The 17,180-nt window shown below is 69.0% G+C and carries 17 protein-coding genes; 12 read left to right on the top strand and 5 right to left on the bottom strand.

Annotated elements, in window-relative coordinates:
- From VIR15_RS05800 to kynU, 3 genes are all read right to left on the bottom strand, one after another.
- The coding region (locus tag VIR15_RS05800; RefSeq protein WP_331926527.1) for a hypothetical protein at positions 1-221 on the bottom strand (221 nt) is incomplete at its 3' end.
- Positions 222-404: 183 nt separating this feature from the next.
- Positions 405-878, bottom strand: a complete 474-nt coding sequence (locus VIR15_RS05795; protein WP_331926526.1) for an RsbRD N-terminal domain-containing protein — start codon at positions 876-878, stop codon at positions 405-407.
- Between the two features lie 102 nt (positions 879-980).
- Entirely contained in the window at positions 981-2,231 is a 1,251-nt protein-coding gene (kynU, locus tag VIR15_RS05790; protein WP_331926525.1) for a kynureninase, read from the bottom strand.
- Positions 2,232-2,303: 72 nt separating this feature from the next.
- Here kynU and pdxT point away from each other — a divergent pair, with 72 nt between their 5' ends.
- The 10 genes from pdxT (at position 2,304) to VIR15_RS05740 (ending at position 12,601) form a co-directional block, all read left to right on the top strand.
- Complete coding sequence (gene pdxT, locus VIR15_RS05785; protein WP_331926524.1) at positions 2,304-2,912, top strand: pyridoxal 5'-phosphate synthase glutaminase subunit PdxT; 609 nt, start codon at positions 2,304-2,306, stop codon at positions 2,910-2,912.
- A complete protein-coding gene (locus VIR15_RS05780; protein ID WP_331926523.1) occupies positions 2,909-3,679 on the top strand; it encodes a YebC/PmpR family DNA-binding transcriptional regulator in 771 nt (256 codons plus the stop codon). The genes pdxT and VIR15_RS05780 overlap by 4 nt, the downstream gene beginning before the upstream one ends.
- Before the next feature lie 141 nt (positions 3,680-3,820).
- Complete coding sequence (ruvC, locus tag VIR15_RS05775; RefSeq protein ID WP_331926522.1) at positions 3,821-4,387, top strand: crossover junction endodeoxyribonuclease RuvC; 567 nt, start codon at positions 3,821-3,823, stop codon at positions 4,385-4,387.
- Positions 4,384-4,989 (top strand): Holliday junction branch migration protein RuvA, encoded by a 606-nt coding sequence (gene ruvA / locus VIR15_RS05770; RefSeq protein ID WP_331926521.1) that lies wholly within the window; start codon positions 4,384-4,386, stop codon positions 4,987-4,989. The genes ruvC and ruvA overlap by 4 nt, the downstream gene beginning before the upstream one ends.
- A complete protein-coding gene (gene ruvB, locus VIR15_RS05765; RefSeq protein WP_331926520.1) occupies positions 4,986-6,089 on the top strand; it encodes a Holliday junction branch migration DNA helicase RuvB in 1,104 nt (367 codons plus the stop codon). The genes ruvA and ruvB overlap by 4 nt, the downstream gene beginning before the upstream one ends.
- Before the next feature lie 211 nt (positions 6,090-6,300).
- Positions 6,301-6,621: a preprotein translocase subunit YajC gene (yajC, locus tag VIR15_RS05760; protein WP_331926519.1), complete on the top strand. Its 321-nt coding sequence runs from the start codon at positions 6,301-6,303 to the stop codon at positions 6,619-6,621.
- Between the two features lie 9 nt (positions 6,622-6,630).
- Positions 6,631-8,523 (top strand): protein translocase subunit SecD, encoded by a 1,893-nt coding sequence (secD, locus tag VIR15_RS05755; protein ID WP_331926518.1) that lies wholly within the window; start codon positions 6,631-6,633, stop codon positions 8,521-8,523.
- Positions 8,520-9,734 carry a protein translocase subunit SecF gene (secF, locus tag VIR15_RS05750; RefSeq protein WP_331926517.1) on the top strand — a complete coding sequence of 405 codons (1,215 nt, stop codon included), beginning with the start codon at positions 8,520-8,522 and terminating at the stop codon, positions 9,732-9,734. The genes secD and secF overlap by 4 nt, the downstream gene beginning before the upstream one ends.
- Before the next feature lie 2 nt (positions 9,735-9,736).
- Entirely contained in the window at positions 9,737-10,288 is a 552-nt protein-coding gene (locus VIR15_RS05745; protein WP_331926516.1) for an adenine phosphoribosyltransferase, read from the top strand.
- 27 nt (positions 10,289-10,315) lie between these two features.
- On the top strand, positions 10,316-12,601 hold the full coding sequence (locus tag VIR15_RS05740) for a RelA/SpoT family protein (protein ID WP_331926515.1): 2,286 nt from the start codon (positions 10,316-10,318) through the stop codon (positions 12,599-12,601).
- Here the strand turns inward: VIR15_RS05740 and VIR15_RS05735 are convergent.
- A complete protein-coding gene (locus VIR15_RS05735; protein WP_331926514.1) occupies positions 12,598-14,118 on the bottom strand; it encodes a DUF349 domain-containing protein in 1,521 nt (506 codons plus the stop codon). The two genes, VIR15_RS05740 and VIR15_RS05735, sit on opposite strands and share 4 nt — an antisense overlap.
- On the bottom strand, positions 14,115-14,963 hold the full coding sequence (locus tag VIR15_RS05730) for a peptidylprolyl isomerase (protein ID WP_331926513.1): 849 nt from the start codon (positions 14,961-14,963) through the stop codon (positions 14,115-14,117). The genes VIR15_RS05735 and VIR15_RS05730 overlap by 4 nt, the downstream gene beginning before the upstream one ends.
- Before the next feature lie 135 nt (positions 14,964-15,098).
- On the opposite strand from VIR15_RS05730, the gene VIR15_RS05725 reads away from it, so the two are divergent.
- Together VIR15_RS05725 and hisS are read left to right on the top strand one after the other, a co-directional pair.
- Positions 15,099-15,800, top strand: a complete 702-nt coding sequence (locus VIR15_RS05725) for an MBL fold metallo-hydrolase (RefSeq protein WP_331926512.1) — start codon at positions 15,099-15,101, stop codon at positions 15,798-15,800.
- Positions 15,797-17,170, top strand: coding sequence for a histidine--tRNA ligase (gene hisS / locus VIR15_RS05720; RefSeq protein WP_331926511.1), 1,374 nt, complete (start codon positions 15,797-15,799; stop codon positions 17,168-17,170). The genes VIR15_RS05725 and hisS overlap by 4 nt, the downstream gene beginning before the upstream one ends.
- Positions 17,171-17,180: the final 10 nt, after the last annotated feature.

The raw sequence follows: 17,180 nt of genomic DNA, 5'->3' as shown, positions 1-17,180 counted from the left end.
GCGGGCACGGCCGGAGTGGGGGTGACGGGGCTGGTGGCAAGCCAGTCGAACTCGTCGAGCCCGTCGAACGGGTCGGGCAGGACGGCGGCCTCAGCGAGCTGCCGGGCCAGGACCCGCTCGTGCCACGCCTCGGACATGTCCTCGCACACCTCTCCGGGCAGACCCGCGATCAGGTCGGCGAACCGGTGGATGAGGGCGTCCTCAGCGTCCACGTACGGCACGAGCGCCCTCCTTCCGCGTGGGATCCCTGTGAGCGCGTCGCTAGGCTCATCCGAACAAACATTCGAATCCGTGTCAAAGGACATTCCGTGGCCTGTGGACGAAGACGAACCCGATTGCACCGCAAAGGAAGCCGCACGCTCGAAGAGCCCAGCGGCCTACGCTGAGGTCATTCGACTGAGGGTCTATTCGGTGGGCGTCCCGGCTGCCTCGGTGCCGGCGAAAAGGGCCTTGAGGTCGAGCGAGGGGACGTGCCTCTGGGAAGCGAGCGTCACGTACTTGCGGGCCACGGTGTCCTTGCCGAAGCCGAGGACCGTGCTCAGCAACCCGATGGCCTCGGCGAGCTCGTTCGGCGGCTCGGCGGCGACCACGCGTCGCCACATCGCCTCCTCGAGGGAATTGAAGGCCATCTGCACCTCGGAGATGTCGAAACCGGCGTCGAACCGCTGGGTCGCGATGCGATCCGCATAGGCGCTGAGCGAGGTCAGGCTACGGGTCTCGATCGCGGTGACGACGAGCTCGAACAGGTTGCCGAGCCGCTCGCGGGTGAACGCCTCGCCGGCCTTCTCGTAATGGTGCACCTGTGAGCGCTGCAGGTCCGAGAACGCCTCGTCGAGGATGCTCTGGGCGGACTCCCTCAGCAGGGTCTCCAGCTTCATGGTTTCTCCCTCTCCCTCAATGGGTCCCATCGTGTCAAGGGCGCCGCGGGCCGTGGCGGAAACGTGAGCAATGGAACGAAGCGGGCGATGGGGTCGGGCGGATCACGTGACGGCGCGCCGGGTGGCGAACTCGGGGCGCTCGTGCTCGCGGCCGTCCATGACTTCCTTGAGGTGCTGCGCCGCGGCGACCGCGTCCAGGTGCGACACGTAGAGCGGTGCGAAGCCGAGCCGGACGATGTCCGGCTCCCGGTAGTCCCCGATGACGCCTCGAGCGATCAGCGCCTGGACCACGGCGAAGGCATCGGGATGGCGCAGCGACACCTGTGACCCCCGCCGCGCATCCTCGGCAGGGGTGGCCACCGGCAGGCCGACGTCGAGCGCCCCCAGGGCGTCGAGGAAGGTGGAGGTCAGCGACAGCGACTGCGTCCGCACCTCGCTCATGGACAGGCCGTCAAAGGCCTCCAGCGCCGCCTCCAGGGCCAGCACGGACAGCATCGGTGGAGTCCCCACGCGAACCCGGTCGATCCCGGGTGCGGGGATGAAGTCACGGGCCATCTCGAACGGCCGCGCGTGCCCGAACCAGCCGGTGAGCGGTTGGTCGAAGACATCCTGATGCCGCGCTGCCACGTAGATGAACGATGGAGCCCCGGGACCGCCGTTGAGGTACTTGTAGCCGCAGCCGACCGCCACGTCGGCGCCGCCCTCATCGAGCCGCACATCGACGGCGCCCGCGGAATGGCAGAGGTCCCAGCAGGCCAGCGCCCCGACGTCGTGGGCCGCCGAGGTGATCGCCTCGAGGTCCCACAGCTCGCCAGTGGCGTAGTCCACGCTCGAGTAGGCCGCGACCGCGAGGTCCGCGCCGAGCTCGGCGATGGCTCGCGGAGCGTCGGCGGGGGAGACGCGGCGGACCTCCCGCCCCTCGACCCTGGCCGCCGCCTCCGCGAGATAGAGGTCGGTGGGGAACGACGCCGGATCCGTGAGCACCACTCGGCGACCCGGCCGTAGCCGCGCCGCTCCGACGATGGCCTTGAAGAGGTTGACCGACGTCGAGTCGGTGACGACGACCTGGCCGGGGGCAGCACCGACGAGCCGGCCGATCCGGTCGCCGACCCTGGTCTGCGCTCCCCACCAGTCCGCCTCGTTCCACGACCGGATGAGCCGCTCGCCCCACTCGTGCTCGACCACCCGGGCCAACGCCGGACCCACGTTCCGCGGCAGGGCCCCGAGCGAGTTGCCGTCGAGGTAGATGACGCCATCCGGCAGCGTAAACCGCTCACGTGTAGCGCTCAGCGGCGAACGGGCATCGAGGTCGCTGGCCCGGGCGAGGAGGTCGTCGATGACGTCGTCGGACATGGTGGCAACGTACCGCGCGCGCAAGGAGGTGGTTCACGCTCGGCGAGCCCAGCGGCATACGATCTGGGGTTTGTGAAGCTCACCATCGGCGTCCTCGCCGTCCAGGGCGACGTGCGCGAGCACGCCGCCACCCTCACTGCGCTCGGCGCCGACGTCGTGGCCGTCCGCCGACCCGGGGAGGTCGAGCAGATCGACGGCCTCGTGATCCCGGGCGGGGAGTCGACGGTCATGGACAAGCTCGTCCGGGCCTTCGATCTGCAGGAACCGCTGCGCAAGCGGATCGCCGATGGACTGCCCACCCTTGGGTCATGCGCCGGGATGATCATGCTCGCCGACCGCATCGCCGACGCCAGACCCGATCAGCAGACCCTCGGTGGCATCGACATGACGGTGCGACGCAACGCATTCGGCCGCCAGGTCGACTCCTTCGAGACCGATCTCGACTACGCGGGCCTCGACGAACCGGTCCACGCGGTCTTCATCCGCGCACCTTGGGTCGACGAGGCAGGTGCGGGCGTCGAGGTCCTCGCCCGGGTGGGGGAGGGACCGGCCGCGGGTAGGATCGTCGCGGTTCGGCAGGGCAATCTCATGGCGACGTCGTTCCACCCCGAGGTGGGTGGGGACCGCCGCATCCACGCCGAATTCGTCCGGATCGTCGAGAACGCGAGGGAGTCTGCATGAGCGGCCACTCCAAATGGGCCACCACGAAGCACAAGAAGGCTGCGATCGACGCCAAGCGCGGCAAGCTCTTCGCGAAGCTCATCAAGAACATCGAGGTCGCAGCCCGGCAGGGTGGCGGTGACCCGGCCGGCAACCCGACGCTCTACGACGCGATCCAGAAGGCGAAGAAGACCTCGGTCCCCAACGACAACATCGACCGTGCGGTCAAGCGGGGCTCCGGCGCCGAGGCCGGCGCGTCCGACTGGCAGCCGATCACCTACGAGGGTTATGCCCCCGGCGGGGTCGCCCTGCTCATCGAGTGCCTCACCGACAACCGCAATCGGGCCGCAGCCGAGGTGCGGACGGCGCTGACTCGCAACGGGGGCCAGCTCGCCGACCCCGGCTCGGTCGCCTATGTCTTCCACCGCAAGGGCGTCGTCATCGTCCCGAAGGACGGGGCGACCGGCGACATTTCCGAAGACTCGATCCTCGAGGTCGTCCTCGATGCAGGTGCCGAGGAGGTCAACGACAACGGCGACACATGGGAGATCGTGTCTGAGGCGAGCGACTTCGTCGCCGTGCGCCAGGCCCTCCAGGACGCCGGCATCGACTACGACTCCGCCGAGGCGTCGTGGGTGCCCAACCTCCAGGTCCCGCTCGACCTCGACGGTGCCAAGAAGATGATCCGCGTCATCGACGCCCTCGAGGACAGCGATGACGTGCAGAACGTCTACGCCAACGGCGACATCCCCGACGACGTGCTTGCGGAGCTCGACGACGAGGATTGAGCCGTATGCCGCTGGGCTCGGTCATGGACGGAAGGCGCGCCCGGGTGCGGCGCGCCTTCCGCGTCACTGGGTGAGCGGGCCTATACGGTGGAGCCGAACACGTGTTCGGTCAGGTGCCGACATCGAGTCTGGAGGTGGGTCGTGCGCGTCCTCGCAGTGGACCCGGGCCTGACTCGGTGCGGGGTCGGGGTCGTCGAAGGGCGGCCGGGAAGGCGGCTGTCCCTCGTGGACGTCGGTGTCATCCGCACTCCGTCGAGCGATCCCACGCCGAAGCGGCTCGTCGCGCTCGAGGACGAGTTGCGTCTCTGGTTCGAGCTGCACCGGCCCGAGGCCGTGGCCATCGAGCGGGTGTTCGCGGATACCAACGTCTCCACCGTGATGGGCACCGCGCAGTGCACGGGGATCGTCATGATGCTCGCCGAGCGCCGAGGGCTCCCGGTCGCCTTGCACACCCCGACCGAGGTCAAGGCCGCCGTCAGCGGCAGCGGCCGCGCCGACAAGCGCCAGGTCACCGCCATGGTGACCCACCTGCTCGGGCTGGACCGGCCCCCGAAACCCGCAGATGCAGCCGACGCGCTAGCCCTCGCGATCTGCCACGTGTGGCGCGGAGGCACGCAGAGCCGTCTCGCCGAGGCCGCCGAGGCGCATGCCCGGACGGCTCCCTCTCGCTACCGCCGACCCACGACCGCTGGAGCGTCCCGACGATGATCGCCTCACTGTCCGGAACCGTCCTCAAGGCCGGCCTCGACACCGTCGTCCTCGGCGTCGGAGGCGTGGGCATGCTCGTCCACACCACGCCGGCAACCGCCGCGTCCGTGCGAGTGGGCCAGGCCACCGAGCTCAAGACGACCCTCGTCGTCCGCGAGGACTCCCTCACCCTCTACGGCTTTGCGACCGAGGACGAGAAGCATGTCTTCGAGACGGTCCAAACGGTGTCCGGCGTGGGACCCCGCCTCGCCCTGGCCCTGCTCGCCGTGCACGACCCGATGTCGGTGCGGCGCGCGCTCGGCGCTGGCGACATTGCCGCGTTGACCAAGGTCCCCGGCATCGGCAAGAAAGGCGCCGAGCGGCTCGTCCTCGAGCTGCGCGACAAGCTGGGCGCGCTGGGCGGAACGGCTGACGAGGCAGGGCTGATGGTCCAGCGGACCACCGGCGATCAATGGCGCGAGCAGGTGCGCGAGGCACTGGTCGGTCTCGGCTGGACCGCCCGGCAAGCGGACGACGCGCTCGACCGCGTCGCACCGCAAGCGGCCGACGGTGCCAGCGTCTCGGCCATGCTCCGCGCGGCCCTGCAGGAGCTGGGCCGATGAGTGTCGAGGAGCAGGCCTTGGACCAGTCCTACGACGCGACCGCGCGGATCGTCGATGCGGGCAGCGACGCGGACGAGCGGCAGGTCGAGGCGGCGCTCCGTCCGAGGCGGCTCGATGACTTCCCCGGCCAGACCCGCGTCCGCGAGCAGCTTGGTCTCGTCCTCAAGGCCGCCAAGCGGCGGGGCACGGCGCCCGACCACGTGCTGCTCTCCGGTCCCCCCGGACTCGGCAAGACCACCCTCGCGATGATCGTCGCCAGCGAGCTCGAGCAGCCGCTCCGGATCACCTCGGGACCGGCGATCCAGCACGCCGGCGACCTCGCCTCTGTGCTCTCGTCCCTGGCGGAGGGGGAGGTGCTCTTCCTCGACGAGATCCACCGGATGTCCCGGGCGGCGGAGGAGATGCTGTACCTGGCGATGGAGGACTTCCGGGTCGACGTCATCATCGGCAAGGGCCCGGGAGCGACGGCGATCCCGCTCGAGCTACCGCCGTTCACCGTCGTGGGCGCGACGACGCGCGCGGGCCTGCTGCCGGCACCGTTGCGCGACCGCTTCGGCTTCACCGGCCATCTCGACTTCTACGAGCCGAGCGACCTCGTCACGATCCTGCACCGCTCCGCCCGCCTGCTCGCCCTCGACGCCGAGGAGGACGGCATCGTCGAGATCGCCCTGCGATCGAGGGGAACGCCACGGATCGCCAACCGGCTGCTTCGTCGGGTGCGCGACTGGGCCCAGGTCCACGGGGAGGATCGGGTGACCCAGGCCGCCGCACGTCAGGCGCTCGAGCTGTTCGACGTCGACGAGCGAGGTCTCGACCGGCTCGACCGAGCGGTGATCGACGCACTCTGCCGCCGGTTCGCCGGGGGGCCGGTGGGGTTGTCGACCCTGGCGGTCGCCGTGGGGGAGGAGCCCGACACCGTCGAGACCGTCGCCGAGCCGTTCCTCGTGCGGGAGGGCTTCATGCTGCGCACGCCGCGGGGGCGGGCCGCCTCGTCGCTCGCGTGGTCACACCTTGGCCTCACGCCACCGCTAGACGCCCAGGGGCTGTGGGCGGCCACGCTGCCACTCGACGACCTGGCCGGAGGGCGCTTCGAGACCTGACCACGGCGAAACCGCAGCCAAAACGTGACCCGGCCCAGCGGCATACGACCAGCTGCCGGTCTGACAAAGCCGCACGTCGGACGTAGACTCCTGCGGGCACCTCCGCCGCTCCCTGCGGCACCATCCGGTGCCCCCGGACGTTGACGTGTCGCCCAGACCACCACTGGTTCGCGTGCTGACCGGATCGAGAAGTCGAAGGATTGAGCCTGATATGAACAACGGCAACGGGGGATCCTCGTTGGTCATCCTGGCCCTGCCGCTCCTGCTGCTGGCCTGGATGTTCTGGAGTGCCAACCGGCGCACGAAGCGGATGCGCCAGTTCAACTCCTCGCTCGATGTCGGCGACGAGGTCGTCACCTCATCGGGCATCTTCGGCACCATCCGTCATCTCGACGACGCCAGTGCCCACATCGAGGTGGCCGACGGGATGATCCTGCGCTTCGACCGGCGCGCCGTGGCCATGAAGCAGGCCGATGTGACGCCACCGATCAACCGGGCACAGACGGACGACTCGTCCGCGCCCGGTCAGTGAGGCGCTCACGTGGCTGGTAGCTCCGCCAAGAAGTCGGCTCTGCGGAGCCTCTCCGCCCTTCTCGCCCTGGCGATCGGGCTCGTCCTGCTCGTCGCGGGGCTGCACCAGTGGGGCGGCGGGCAGCTGACCCCACGCCTTGGGCTCGACCTGGAGGGCGGGACCGAGATGGTCCTTGCTCCGGTCACCGAAGGCGGGGCCGCGGTCAACCCCGGTCAGCTCGACCGCGCTGTCGAGATCATCCGACAGCGCATCGACGCCAACGGCGTCGCCGAGAGCGAGATCTCGACGCAGGGCGGACGCAACATCGTCGTCGCCATCCCGGGCACTCCGACCCAGGACCAGCTCGAGGCGATCCGCAAGCCCTCGCAGCTGCGGTTCCGGTCCGTCTTCGTCCAGGACGTCGAGACCGCCACGCCCCCCGCGGGCACAGCCCCGACGCCTGGCGGGACGACCGGCACGCCCGCTCCTACCGGGACCACGGGCACACCCGCTCCTTCCGGGAGCGCGGCGGCGACCCCGCCCCCGACGACGGCTGCCAATGGTGTCGTTCCGGAGGCCCTGCGCGCCGCGACGACGGCGCCCACGACTCCGCCCGCAACCACGCCAACCACGCCCGCTGGCACCGCACCTGCCACGGAGGCACCCGCCCCGCCGACCAACGCGCAGCTCGAGGCGGCCATCGCTTCCCAGGCCTCCAAGGGTCTGCTCACGCTCGGGTGGGACCAGAAGAAGGCCGACCAGGCTGCCGCCAAGGTGGCCAAGGAGTACGTGGCGCTCAACTGTCACCAAGCCGGCGCGATCGACGAGGCGCCAGACCTCAAGGACGCGCCGATGGCGACGTGTGGTGAGGACGGAGTCACCAAGTACGTCCTCGGCCCGGTCGAGATCGACGGCAGCGAGATCCAGGATGCGACGAGCGGCTACCAGCCGGGTCCGAACGGGCAGCCGACCTCGATCGTCGAGGTGGCACTGTCCTTCAAGGACGCGGGCAAGGCCAAGTTCGCCGAGGTGACGAGGCGACTCGTGGGCCAGCAGTCACAGCCGCCCCTCGACCAGTTCGCCGTTGTCCTCGACAAGCGCGTCATCACTGCGCCCCAGGCTCGGGCTGTCATCACCGATGGGCGCGCCTCGATCACGGGGTCCTTCACCCTCGACTCCGCCAAGCGGCTCGCCCAGCAGCTCAAGTTCGGTGCGCTGCCCATGTCGTTCGCCCTCCAGACCAACGACACGATCACGCCTCAGCTCGGTGAGGAACAGCTCCGCCTCGGGATCCTGGCCGGCGTCATCGGCCTGCTCCTCGTCGTCGTGTACTCGCTGTTCCAGTACCGCGCCCTGGGCATGGTCACCGTCCTGTCACTGGTCGTCGCAACCGGGCTGACCTATCTGACGCTCGTCGTCCTGGGCACGACCCACGGCTTCCGACTGACGATGGCCGGAGTGACCGGCACGATCGTCGCGATCGGCGTGACCGCGGACAGCTTCATCGTCTACTTCGAACGCATCCGTGACGAGGTGCGTGAGGGACGGCCGCTCGTCGCTGCCGTGGAGACCGGGTGGAAGCGCGCTCGGCGCACGATCATCATCGCCGACGCGGTGAACATGCTGGCCGCCGTCGTGCTCTACGTGCTCGCGTCCTCGAACGTCCGCGGGTTCGCCTTCACGCTCGGCCTGACGACGCTGATCGACCTCGCCGTCGTCGTCCTGTTCACCCACCCGATGGTCCAGCTGCTCGCTCGGACCGAGTTCTTCGGCCACGGCCACAAGTGGTCCGGCCTGGACCCGGAGCGGCTCGGCGCCAAGGAGGCCCCCCGCTACCGCGGGCGCGGTCAGTTCGGACCCGCCGGAGCGACGACGACCGCCACCCGCACCTCGCGCCTCGCCGAGGGGAAGGCCCAGGCATGATCAACTTCGCCCAGTTCGGCAACGACCTCTACACCGGACGCCGGTCGATCCCCTTCGTCCAGCGCCGCAAGTTGTGGTACTCGGTGTCGGCCGTGATGATCGGCCTGGCCCTGGCGGGCGTTCTCCTGAACGGCCTCAACTTCGGCATCGAGTTCCGGGGTGGCTCGGAGTTCCGGGTGCTCGGCGTGACGAACACCCAGGACTACGAGGCCAGGGCAGAGGGGGCGGTGAGCGAGGCCAGTATCCCGGGCTCCGTGACGACGACCATCGTCGGCGGCAACACTGTCCGGGTCCAGACCGAGGCGGCACAGGCGCAGACCGAGGCCGCGCGCACCGCACTCGCGGAGACCTTCGACGTCGACCCGGCAAGCGTGAGCTCCACGCTCATCGGTCCCAGCTGGGGAGCCTCGGTCAGTGAACAGGCGATCCAGGGACTCGTCGTATTCCTCATCCTCGTCACGATCGTGCTGGCCCTGTACTTCCGCACCTGGAAGATGGCCTTGGCGGGTCTCACCGCGTTGCTGCACGACCTGGTGATCACGGTCGGCATCTACTCGCTCTTCGGTTTCGAGATCACGCCGTCGTCGATGATCGGGTTCCTCACGATCCTCGGCTACTCGCTCTACGACACCGTGGTTGTCTTCGACAAGGTGCGGGAGAACACAGCGGAGGCGTTCCGCACGAAGCGGATGACCTATGCCGACGCAGCCAACCTGGCCGTCAACCAGACGCTGGTGCGGTCGATCAACACGACCGTGGTCGCGCTGCTGCCGATCGCGGCGATCCTCTTCGTCGGTTTCACCATGCTGGGCCCGGGCACCCTGCTCGACCTGTCCCTCGCGCTCTTCATCGGTATCGGCGTTGGCGCATACTCGTCGATCTTCATCGCCACGCCCATGCTCGTGCAGCTGCGCTCCAAGGAGCCGGCCGTTGTCGATCTCGACCGCTACGTCGCCCGTCATGGAGCCAAGCAGGCCGCCCGCGACGCGGCGCGTGGTGTCGCCTCGGGCGAGGCCCCGGCCGACGTGCCGGTACCGGTGGGAGCGGACTGGGCTGGTGCGAACGGGGTGGGCGAGGACTCGACCGGGGCTCTGCGGCCGACTGACCTCGGCACGGCGGCGGCCGCCGGCGGACCCGGGCGCCCGGTCCACAAGTACGCCCAGGCCGGGCCGCGCAACCAGCCCAAGCGAGCTCCGAAGTCCAAGAGGTGACCGTGGGCACCACGGCGTCGGACGGCTCGCCCACGGAGATCGCGGAGCTGGTGCGCAGCCATCTGCGCGACATCCCCGACTTCCCGAAACCGGGGGTGCTCTTCAAGGACTTCACGCCGCTCATCGCCGACGGGCCCGCAATGAAGGAGCTCGTGCGGAGCATCGCCGAGCGCTACGTCGGGGGGGTCGATGTCGTCGTCGGCATCGAGGCGCGCGGATTCATTCTCGGTGCTGCCGTCGCCTACGAGCTCGGGCTCGGGATGGTGCCGATCCGCAAGGCCGGCAAGCTGCCCGGTGAGACCATTCGCGAGTCCTACTCCTTGGAGTACGGTCACGCCGAGATCGAGGTGCACACCGACGCCTTCCAGCCCGGCCAGCGAGTCCTCATCATCGACGACGTGCTCGCGACCGGTGGCACGGCGGAGGCGACGGCGGTACTCGTCGAGCGGGCCGGCGCCGTCGTGACCGCCATCGAGGTCGTGCTCGAGCTCGCTTTCCTCCACGGCCGCAAGCGTCTCGGCGACCGGAACGTGAACGCCATCCTGACGCTCTGATTTGCACCGGCACCCTAGACTCAGTTCATGAGCGAGGAGGTCCGGAGTGAGCTGAGCGCCCCGTCACGGGTGCGTGCTCGGTTTGCCCGTTTCGGCGCGAGTCGAACGTCTGGAAACCCCGTTCTCGAGCCGCTGCTCACCGCAGTTCGGCAGAACCATCCCAAGGCCGATCTGTCCATCATCGAGCGTTCCTACGCTGTCGCAGAACGGGCTCATGAGGGCCAGATGCGCAAGAGCGGGGACGCCTACATCACGCACCCGCTCGCGGTGACCCAGATCCTCGCCGAGCTGGGCATGACGCCACCGACCCTGGCCGCTGCGCTGCTCCACGACACGGTGGAGGACACCTCCTACAGCCTTGAAGAGCTGCGTCGCGACTTCGGGGACGAGATCGCGATGCTCGTCGACGGCGTCACCAAGCTCGACAAGGTCACCTACGGCGAGGCGGCACAGGCGGAGACGGTCCGCAAGATGGTCATCGCCATGGCCCGGGACATCCGGGTCCTCGTCATCAAGCTCGCCGATCGACTCCACAACGCGCGAACCTGGCGCTACGTCAGTCCCGAGTCGGCCAAGCGCAAGGCGAACGAGACGCTGGAGATCTACGCACCTCTCGCGCACCGGCTCGGGATGAACACCATCAAGTGGGAGCTCGAGGACCTGTCCTTCGCGACGCTCTACCCGAAGGTCTACGACGAGATCGTCCGCCTGGTCGCGGAGCGGGCGCCGGCCCGGGAGGAGTACCTCGCTGGAGTCCGCGCCCAGGTGTCCGAGGACCTCACCGGGGCGAAGATCAAGGCCGTGGTCACCGGCCGACCCAAGCACTACTACTCGGTCTACCAGAAGATGATCGTGCGAGGCCGCGACTTCGAGGACATCTACGACCTCGTCGCGGTCCGGGTCCTGGTCGACACGGTGCGCGACTGCTACGCGGCTCTCGGCGCGCTGCATGCAAGGTGGAATCCCGTCCCCGGGCGGTTCAAGGACTACATCGCGATGCCGAAGTTCAACATGTACCAGTCCTTGCACACCACCGTGATCGGCCCGCAGGGCAAGCCGGTGGAGATCCAGATCCGCACCCACACGATGCACCGGCGGGCAGAGTACGGTGTCGCCGCGCACTGGAAGTACAAGGACCAGTCGGTCGGCGGTGCAGCGAAGCCTGGTGAGGGCGCGCCGCAGAACGACATGGCGTGGCTGCGCCAGCTGCTCGACTGGCAGCGCGAGACGGAGGACCCCGGCGAGTTCCTCGACGCGCTCCGCTTCGAGATGGGCTCGAGCGAGGTCTACGTCTTCACCCCGAAGGGGTCGGTCGTCGCCCTGCCGGTCGGCGGCACCCCGGTCGACTTCGCGTACGCGGTGCACACGGAGGTCGGCCACCACTGCATCGGGGCCCGCGTCAACGGTCGCCTCGTCCCGCTCGAGTCCACCCTCGAGAACGGCGACGTCGTCGAGGTGCTCACCTCGAAGGCCGACGGTGCCGGTCCGAGCCGTGACTGGCTCGGCTTCGTCAAGAGCGCGCGAGCCCGCAACAAGATCAAGGCCTGGTTCTCCAAGGAGCGCCGCGAGGAGGCGATCGACGCCGGCAAGGAGAGCATCGCCAAGGCGATGCGCAAGCAGAACCTGCCACTGCAACGCCTGATGAGCCACGAGTCCATGACGGCGGTCGCGACCGACCTGCGCTATCAGGACATCGAGGCGCTCTATGCGGCCGTCGGCGAGGGCCACGTGTCGGCGCAGCACGTCGTTGGCAAGGTCGTTGCCTCGATGGGTGGCGTCGAGGGTGCCACCGAGGACCTGGCCGAGGCCACCGTGCCGACCCGCGCAGCGGCGCGCCGGCGCCGTGACGGCGATCCGGGAGTCGTTGTCGTCGGGACGGCGGATGTCTGGGTCAAGCTGGCGAAGTGCTGCACGCCGGTGCCGGGCGACCCGATCATCGGGTTCGTCACCCGGGGGAGCGGCGTGTCGGTGCACCGGGTCGACTGCACCAACGCCGCCCAGCTCACCGCTAACCCCGAGCGCCTCATCGACGTCGAGTGGGCGCCGTCGTCCGCGAGCGTCTTCCTCGTCCAGCTCCAGGTGGAGGCCCTCGACCGCAGCCGGCTGCTCAGCGACGTGACGCGGGTCCTGTCGGACCAGCACGTCAACATCCTGTCGGCGTCGGTCCAGACGTCACGCGACCGGGTGGCGATCTCCCGCTTCACCTTCGAGATGGGCGATCCGGCCCACCTCGACCACGTCATCAAGGCGGTCCGCCGCATCGACGGCGTCTTCGACGTCTACCGCGTCAACGGAGGCAGGGCGAAGGTCTAGCCGCCGAACTCCCGGACTCCCGCGCGAGCCTGGTCAAGCCAGGCCTGTCGGGCGTCGAGAGCGTCCTGGGCCTTCTTGACCTTCCCCGCGTTGCCGGAAGCCTGCGCCTTGGCCAAGTCGTCCTTGAGGTCCGCGACCGCCCGCTCGAGCTGCTCGACCATGCCCTGCGCCCGCGCTGCGGCTTCCGGGTTCGTCGATCGCCACTTCCGCTCCTCGGCATCACGGACGGCCTGCTCGACCCGGCGCATGGCCTTCTCGACCCGGTCCATGTCCGCGCGGGGGACCTTGCCGGCGGCGTCCCACCTGTCCTGGATGATCCGCAACTGTGCTTTGGCCCGGTCGAGATCAGTCACCGGCAGGATAGCCTCGGCCTCGGCCAGCAGGGCCTCCTTGACGGCGAGGTTGCCGCGGAACTGCTCCTCCTCGGCGGCGACGACTGCGTCCTTCGCCGCGAAGAACGTGTCCTGCGCGGCCTTGAAGCGCTCCCACAGACGGTCGTCGTCGGCCCGGCTCGCCCGTCCGGCCCGCCGCCAGTCGTCCATGAGGCGCTTGAAGGCACCGGCCGTTGCCGCCCAGTCGGTGCTCGTCGACAGCTTCTCCGCCTCAGCGACAAGCCGTTCCTTGGCCCCCTTGGCCTCGGCATGAGATGCGTCAAGCGTCGCGAAGTGGGTCCGGCGTGCCTTGTCGAACCGGTTGCGAGCGGCACTGAACCGCTGCCACAACGCCGTTTCGGTCTCACGGTCGAGGCGGGTCGCGGCGCGCTGATGCGACTTCCATTCATCGAGCAGCTCGCGCATCCGGGCGCCGCTCTGCTTCCACTGGATGCGGTTCTCGGGCTGGGCCGCGATGCTCTCGGCCTCGGCGACGATCCGTTCACGTTCGGCGGCGGCAGCAGCGCGAGCCTCGGCCCGGTGCTGCTGCTCGACGGTGCGCTTGGCCGCGATTCCCGACTGGATCGTGTCGAGCTGCGTGGCCAGGCCCTCGAGGTCGCCGACGACGCTCGCCTCGTTGACCTGGGCAGTGAGGGCCTTGAGCGCATCGGCCACGTCCTTGGACGGGACCTCAGGCTGAGCGAGGCGCTGCTCGAGGAGCACGGCCGACGCATACAGCTCGTCGTACTTGCGCGCGAAGTAGGCCAGCGCCTCGTCGGCAGTCGCGCCGGGATAGGAACCGACCTCCTTCTCGCCCTCCTTCGTCCGGACGAACACGGTGCCGTTCTCGTCGACTCGGCCGAAGGCGGCAGAGGCGGAGTGGTCGGTCAGGATGGGCGCAGGCGCAGCCGGTGCCGTCGGGCGAGGTCCGGACTTCGCCAGCGCGGCTGGCGTGGGGACGGCACTCGGCTTCGGTATCGAGGCTGGCGTCGCGGGCGGAGCCGGAGCGGGAGCCGGCTCGTCGACGGCCTCTGCGGTCGCGGTGTCCTCGGCGGGCTGGGTGGAGACCGGCTCTGACTCCTCGGCCGCGTCCGGTACGGCGACAGCGTCTGGCTGGGTCGGCTGCGGCTCGTTCGTATCGCTCATGCCTTCTTCTCCGTGACGCTCACGCTGAGGATGCTGATCGGCGAGACCGGCGTCCCGTCTGCGGGGTTCGGGTCAAGTGCCTTGTTCGCTGCGATCTTCTCAACGATGTCGAGACCCTTGGTGACCTTCCCGAAGATCGTGTAGCCACCCCCCTGGGTCGGCAACTCGGTTTTCTTGTACGTGATGAAGAACTGGCCACCGTTGCTGTTCGGGTCCTGCGTGCGGGCCATCGCGAGTGAGCCCTGCGGGTAGATCCCATCCGCCGGAGCATTTTCGATGCCGAAGGTATAGCCGGGGCCACCAGAGCCGGTGCCCGTCGGGTCACCGCACTGGAGGACGAAGATGCCCTCACTCGTCACGCGGTGACAGGGGCTCGGCGCCCAGTAGCCCTCCTTGGCGAGGTGCAGGAAGGAGGCGACGGTCTGCGGAGCCTTCGTTCCGTCCAGCTCGAGCGTGAGGTCGCCGCAGTTCGTCTTCACCGTCGCAACCCACGTCTTGCCGGCAGCAGTGGCCTTGTTCGGGACCTCCGTGAAGGACTTGGGCTTCGTCTGCGGCGCGGGTGGCTGGGTGCAGCCGGCGGCGAGCTTCTGTCCGGCCGCGAGGCCGCCCGTCGGACCGCCGGACGGAGTGGTGGCCGCGTTCGTCGGCTGCGCAGCCGGCTCGGTCCCGTCGTCGTTCCCGAGCACCAGCGGAAGGGTGATGACGGCGGCGAGGATGAGGATGACTGCGAGAATGACGCCGAAGACCTGCTTGTCCCGTGTCGAATCTCCGACGGGGGGCTTCTGGTCTTTCGCCTGCTTCTCGTAGCGGCGGCGCGCGCGGGCGCGTTCCTGCTCTTTGGTCACAAACCTCTCCTCGAACGAACGTACGGGAATCACCCCCGGGCGTTCGGTCATTTTAGGGACCGTGGTCCGGCTCGTTGTGCTCATCGGGTCACGACTGCGTGACGACTCCCACCTTTTCACAGCTACGCTCCCAGCGTGCTGACCGTCGCGTTCCCCGCTCTTGCGTTCGACACCAACTGTTATGTGCTCGCACCATCCGCCGGCGAGGAGTGCGTCATCGTCGATCCGGGCATCGGGGTCGAGGAGACCCTTCGCGAGGTGCTGACGACTCACCGCCTCCGGCCAGCAGCGGTGTTGCTCACGCACGGGCACGTCGACCACGTCTGGTCCGTGACCCCGGTCTGTGGCGCGGATACCGCCGCCTACATCCACACGGATGACCGGTACCGGCTCGTCGACCCGCTGGGGAACAGCAACCCCGGTCTCGTGGCCATGCTCGAGCAGCAGTTCGGCTCCAAGGCCAGGTGGGCGGAGCCGAGCAACGTCGTCGAGATCAAGGACCGCGCCCGGCTCCGCGTTGCCGGCATGGACTTCGAGGTTCTCCACGCGCCGGGTCATACGGAGGGATCGGTCATGTTCGGCACCGACACCGTGCCGGACGGGATCCGCGACCAGGTCGAGGTCGACCGGACGATGCTCAGCGGAGACGTGCTGTTCGCCGGGTCCATCGGCCGCACCGACCTGCCCGGTGGAGACCACGGCGCCATGATGCGCAGCCTGCGCGACGTGGTCCTGCCGCTTCCGGACACGACTCTCGTGCTGCCGGGTCACTATCACGCGACGACGATGGCCCGCGAACGCGCCACCAATCCGTACCTGACAGACTTGCCGGCGTGAGCAACGCGCATCCCGCCACGACAACTGCCGGCACGACAACCACCGCCAAGGTCACCCCGATCAGTGGCTTCCCCGAGTACCTCCCGTCCGAGCGCATCGTCGAGCAGCGCTTCCTCGACGTCATCCGGGAGACGTTCGAGCTGCATGGCTTCTCCTCGATCGAGACCCGTGCGGTCGAGCCGGTGGACCGGCTGCTCGGCAAGGGCGGCGACACCGACAAGGAGATCTACGGTGTCTCCCGGCTGGCCGGCGACGACGCGGATGCGGCCAAGTGGGGTCTGCACTTCGACCTGACCGTGCCGTTTGCCCGCTACGTGCTGGAGAACTCCGGCAAGCTGGCCTTCCCCTTCCGCCGCTACCAGATCCAGAAGGCGTGGCGTGGCGAGCGGCCTCAGGAGGGCCGGTACCGAGAGTTCACGCAGGCCGACATCGACGTCGTTGACGTGGGCGAGCTGTCGCCGCACTTCGAGGCCGAGATGCCCCTCGTCATCGCGGACGTCTTCAGCCGGTTCCCGGTCGGCGACTTCGTCATCCAGGTGAACAACCGCAAGATCCCGAACGGCTTCTACCAGGGCATCGGCCTGTCCGACGTCACGACGACACTGCGCATCGTCGACAAGCTCGACAGGCTGGGCCCGGAGAAGGTGGCCGAGCTCCTCGTCGAGTCAGGCGCGACCCGCGAGCAGGCCGACCAGTGCCTCGCGCTTGCCGCCATTCGCGCCGACGACCTCGACTTCGTGCCCCGGGTGCGAGAGCTCGGCGTCACTCACCCGCTGCTCGAGGAGGGGCTCGAGTCACTAACGTCTGTGATCCGCACCGCGATGGCGCACGCACCGGGCAAGGTTGTCGCTGACCTGCGCATCGCCCGCGGCCTCGACTACTACACCGGCACCGTCTACGAGACCCAGATCATCGGCAACGAGGACTGGGGGTCGGTCTGCTCCGGCGGCCGGTATGACGCCCTCGCCACCGATGGCCGCAACACCTACCCGGGTGTCGGAATCTCGATCGGCGTGTCGCGCATCCTCGGGCTGCTCATCGGGCAGGGCCTCGTGACCGCGTCTCGCTCGACGCCTGCCGCCGTCCTCGTGGCGCTGACGCAGGATGACTCGCGCGACGAGTCGGTCGCCATCGCTTCGGCCCTGCGCTCGCGGGGGATCCCGTGTGAGGTGGCGCCGACGGCGGCGCGCTTCGGCAAGCAGATCCGCTACGCGGAGCGCCGTGGGATCCCGTTTGTCTGGTTCCCCGGGGCGGGGGAGTCGGGCAACGAGGTCAAGGACATCCGCAGCGGTGAGCAGGTCCCGGCTGCTGTGGACAGCTGGACCCCGCCGGCTGGGGACCTGCACCCCACCGTGACCCGCACCGACTGAGCCAGTCGAA

Source organism: Intrasporangium sp., from assembly GCF_036566125.1.
Taxonomy (GTDB): domain Bacteria; phylum Actinomycetota; class Actinomycetes; order Actinomycetales; family Dermatophilaceae; genus Intrasporangium.
Note: the sequence above shows the minus strand (reverse complement) of the source record. Positions and strands in the feature narration are given on the sequence as shown.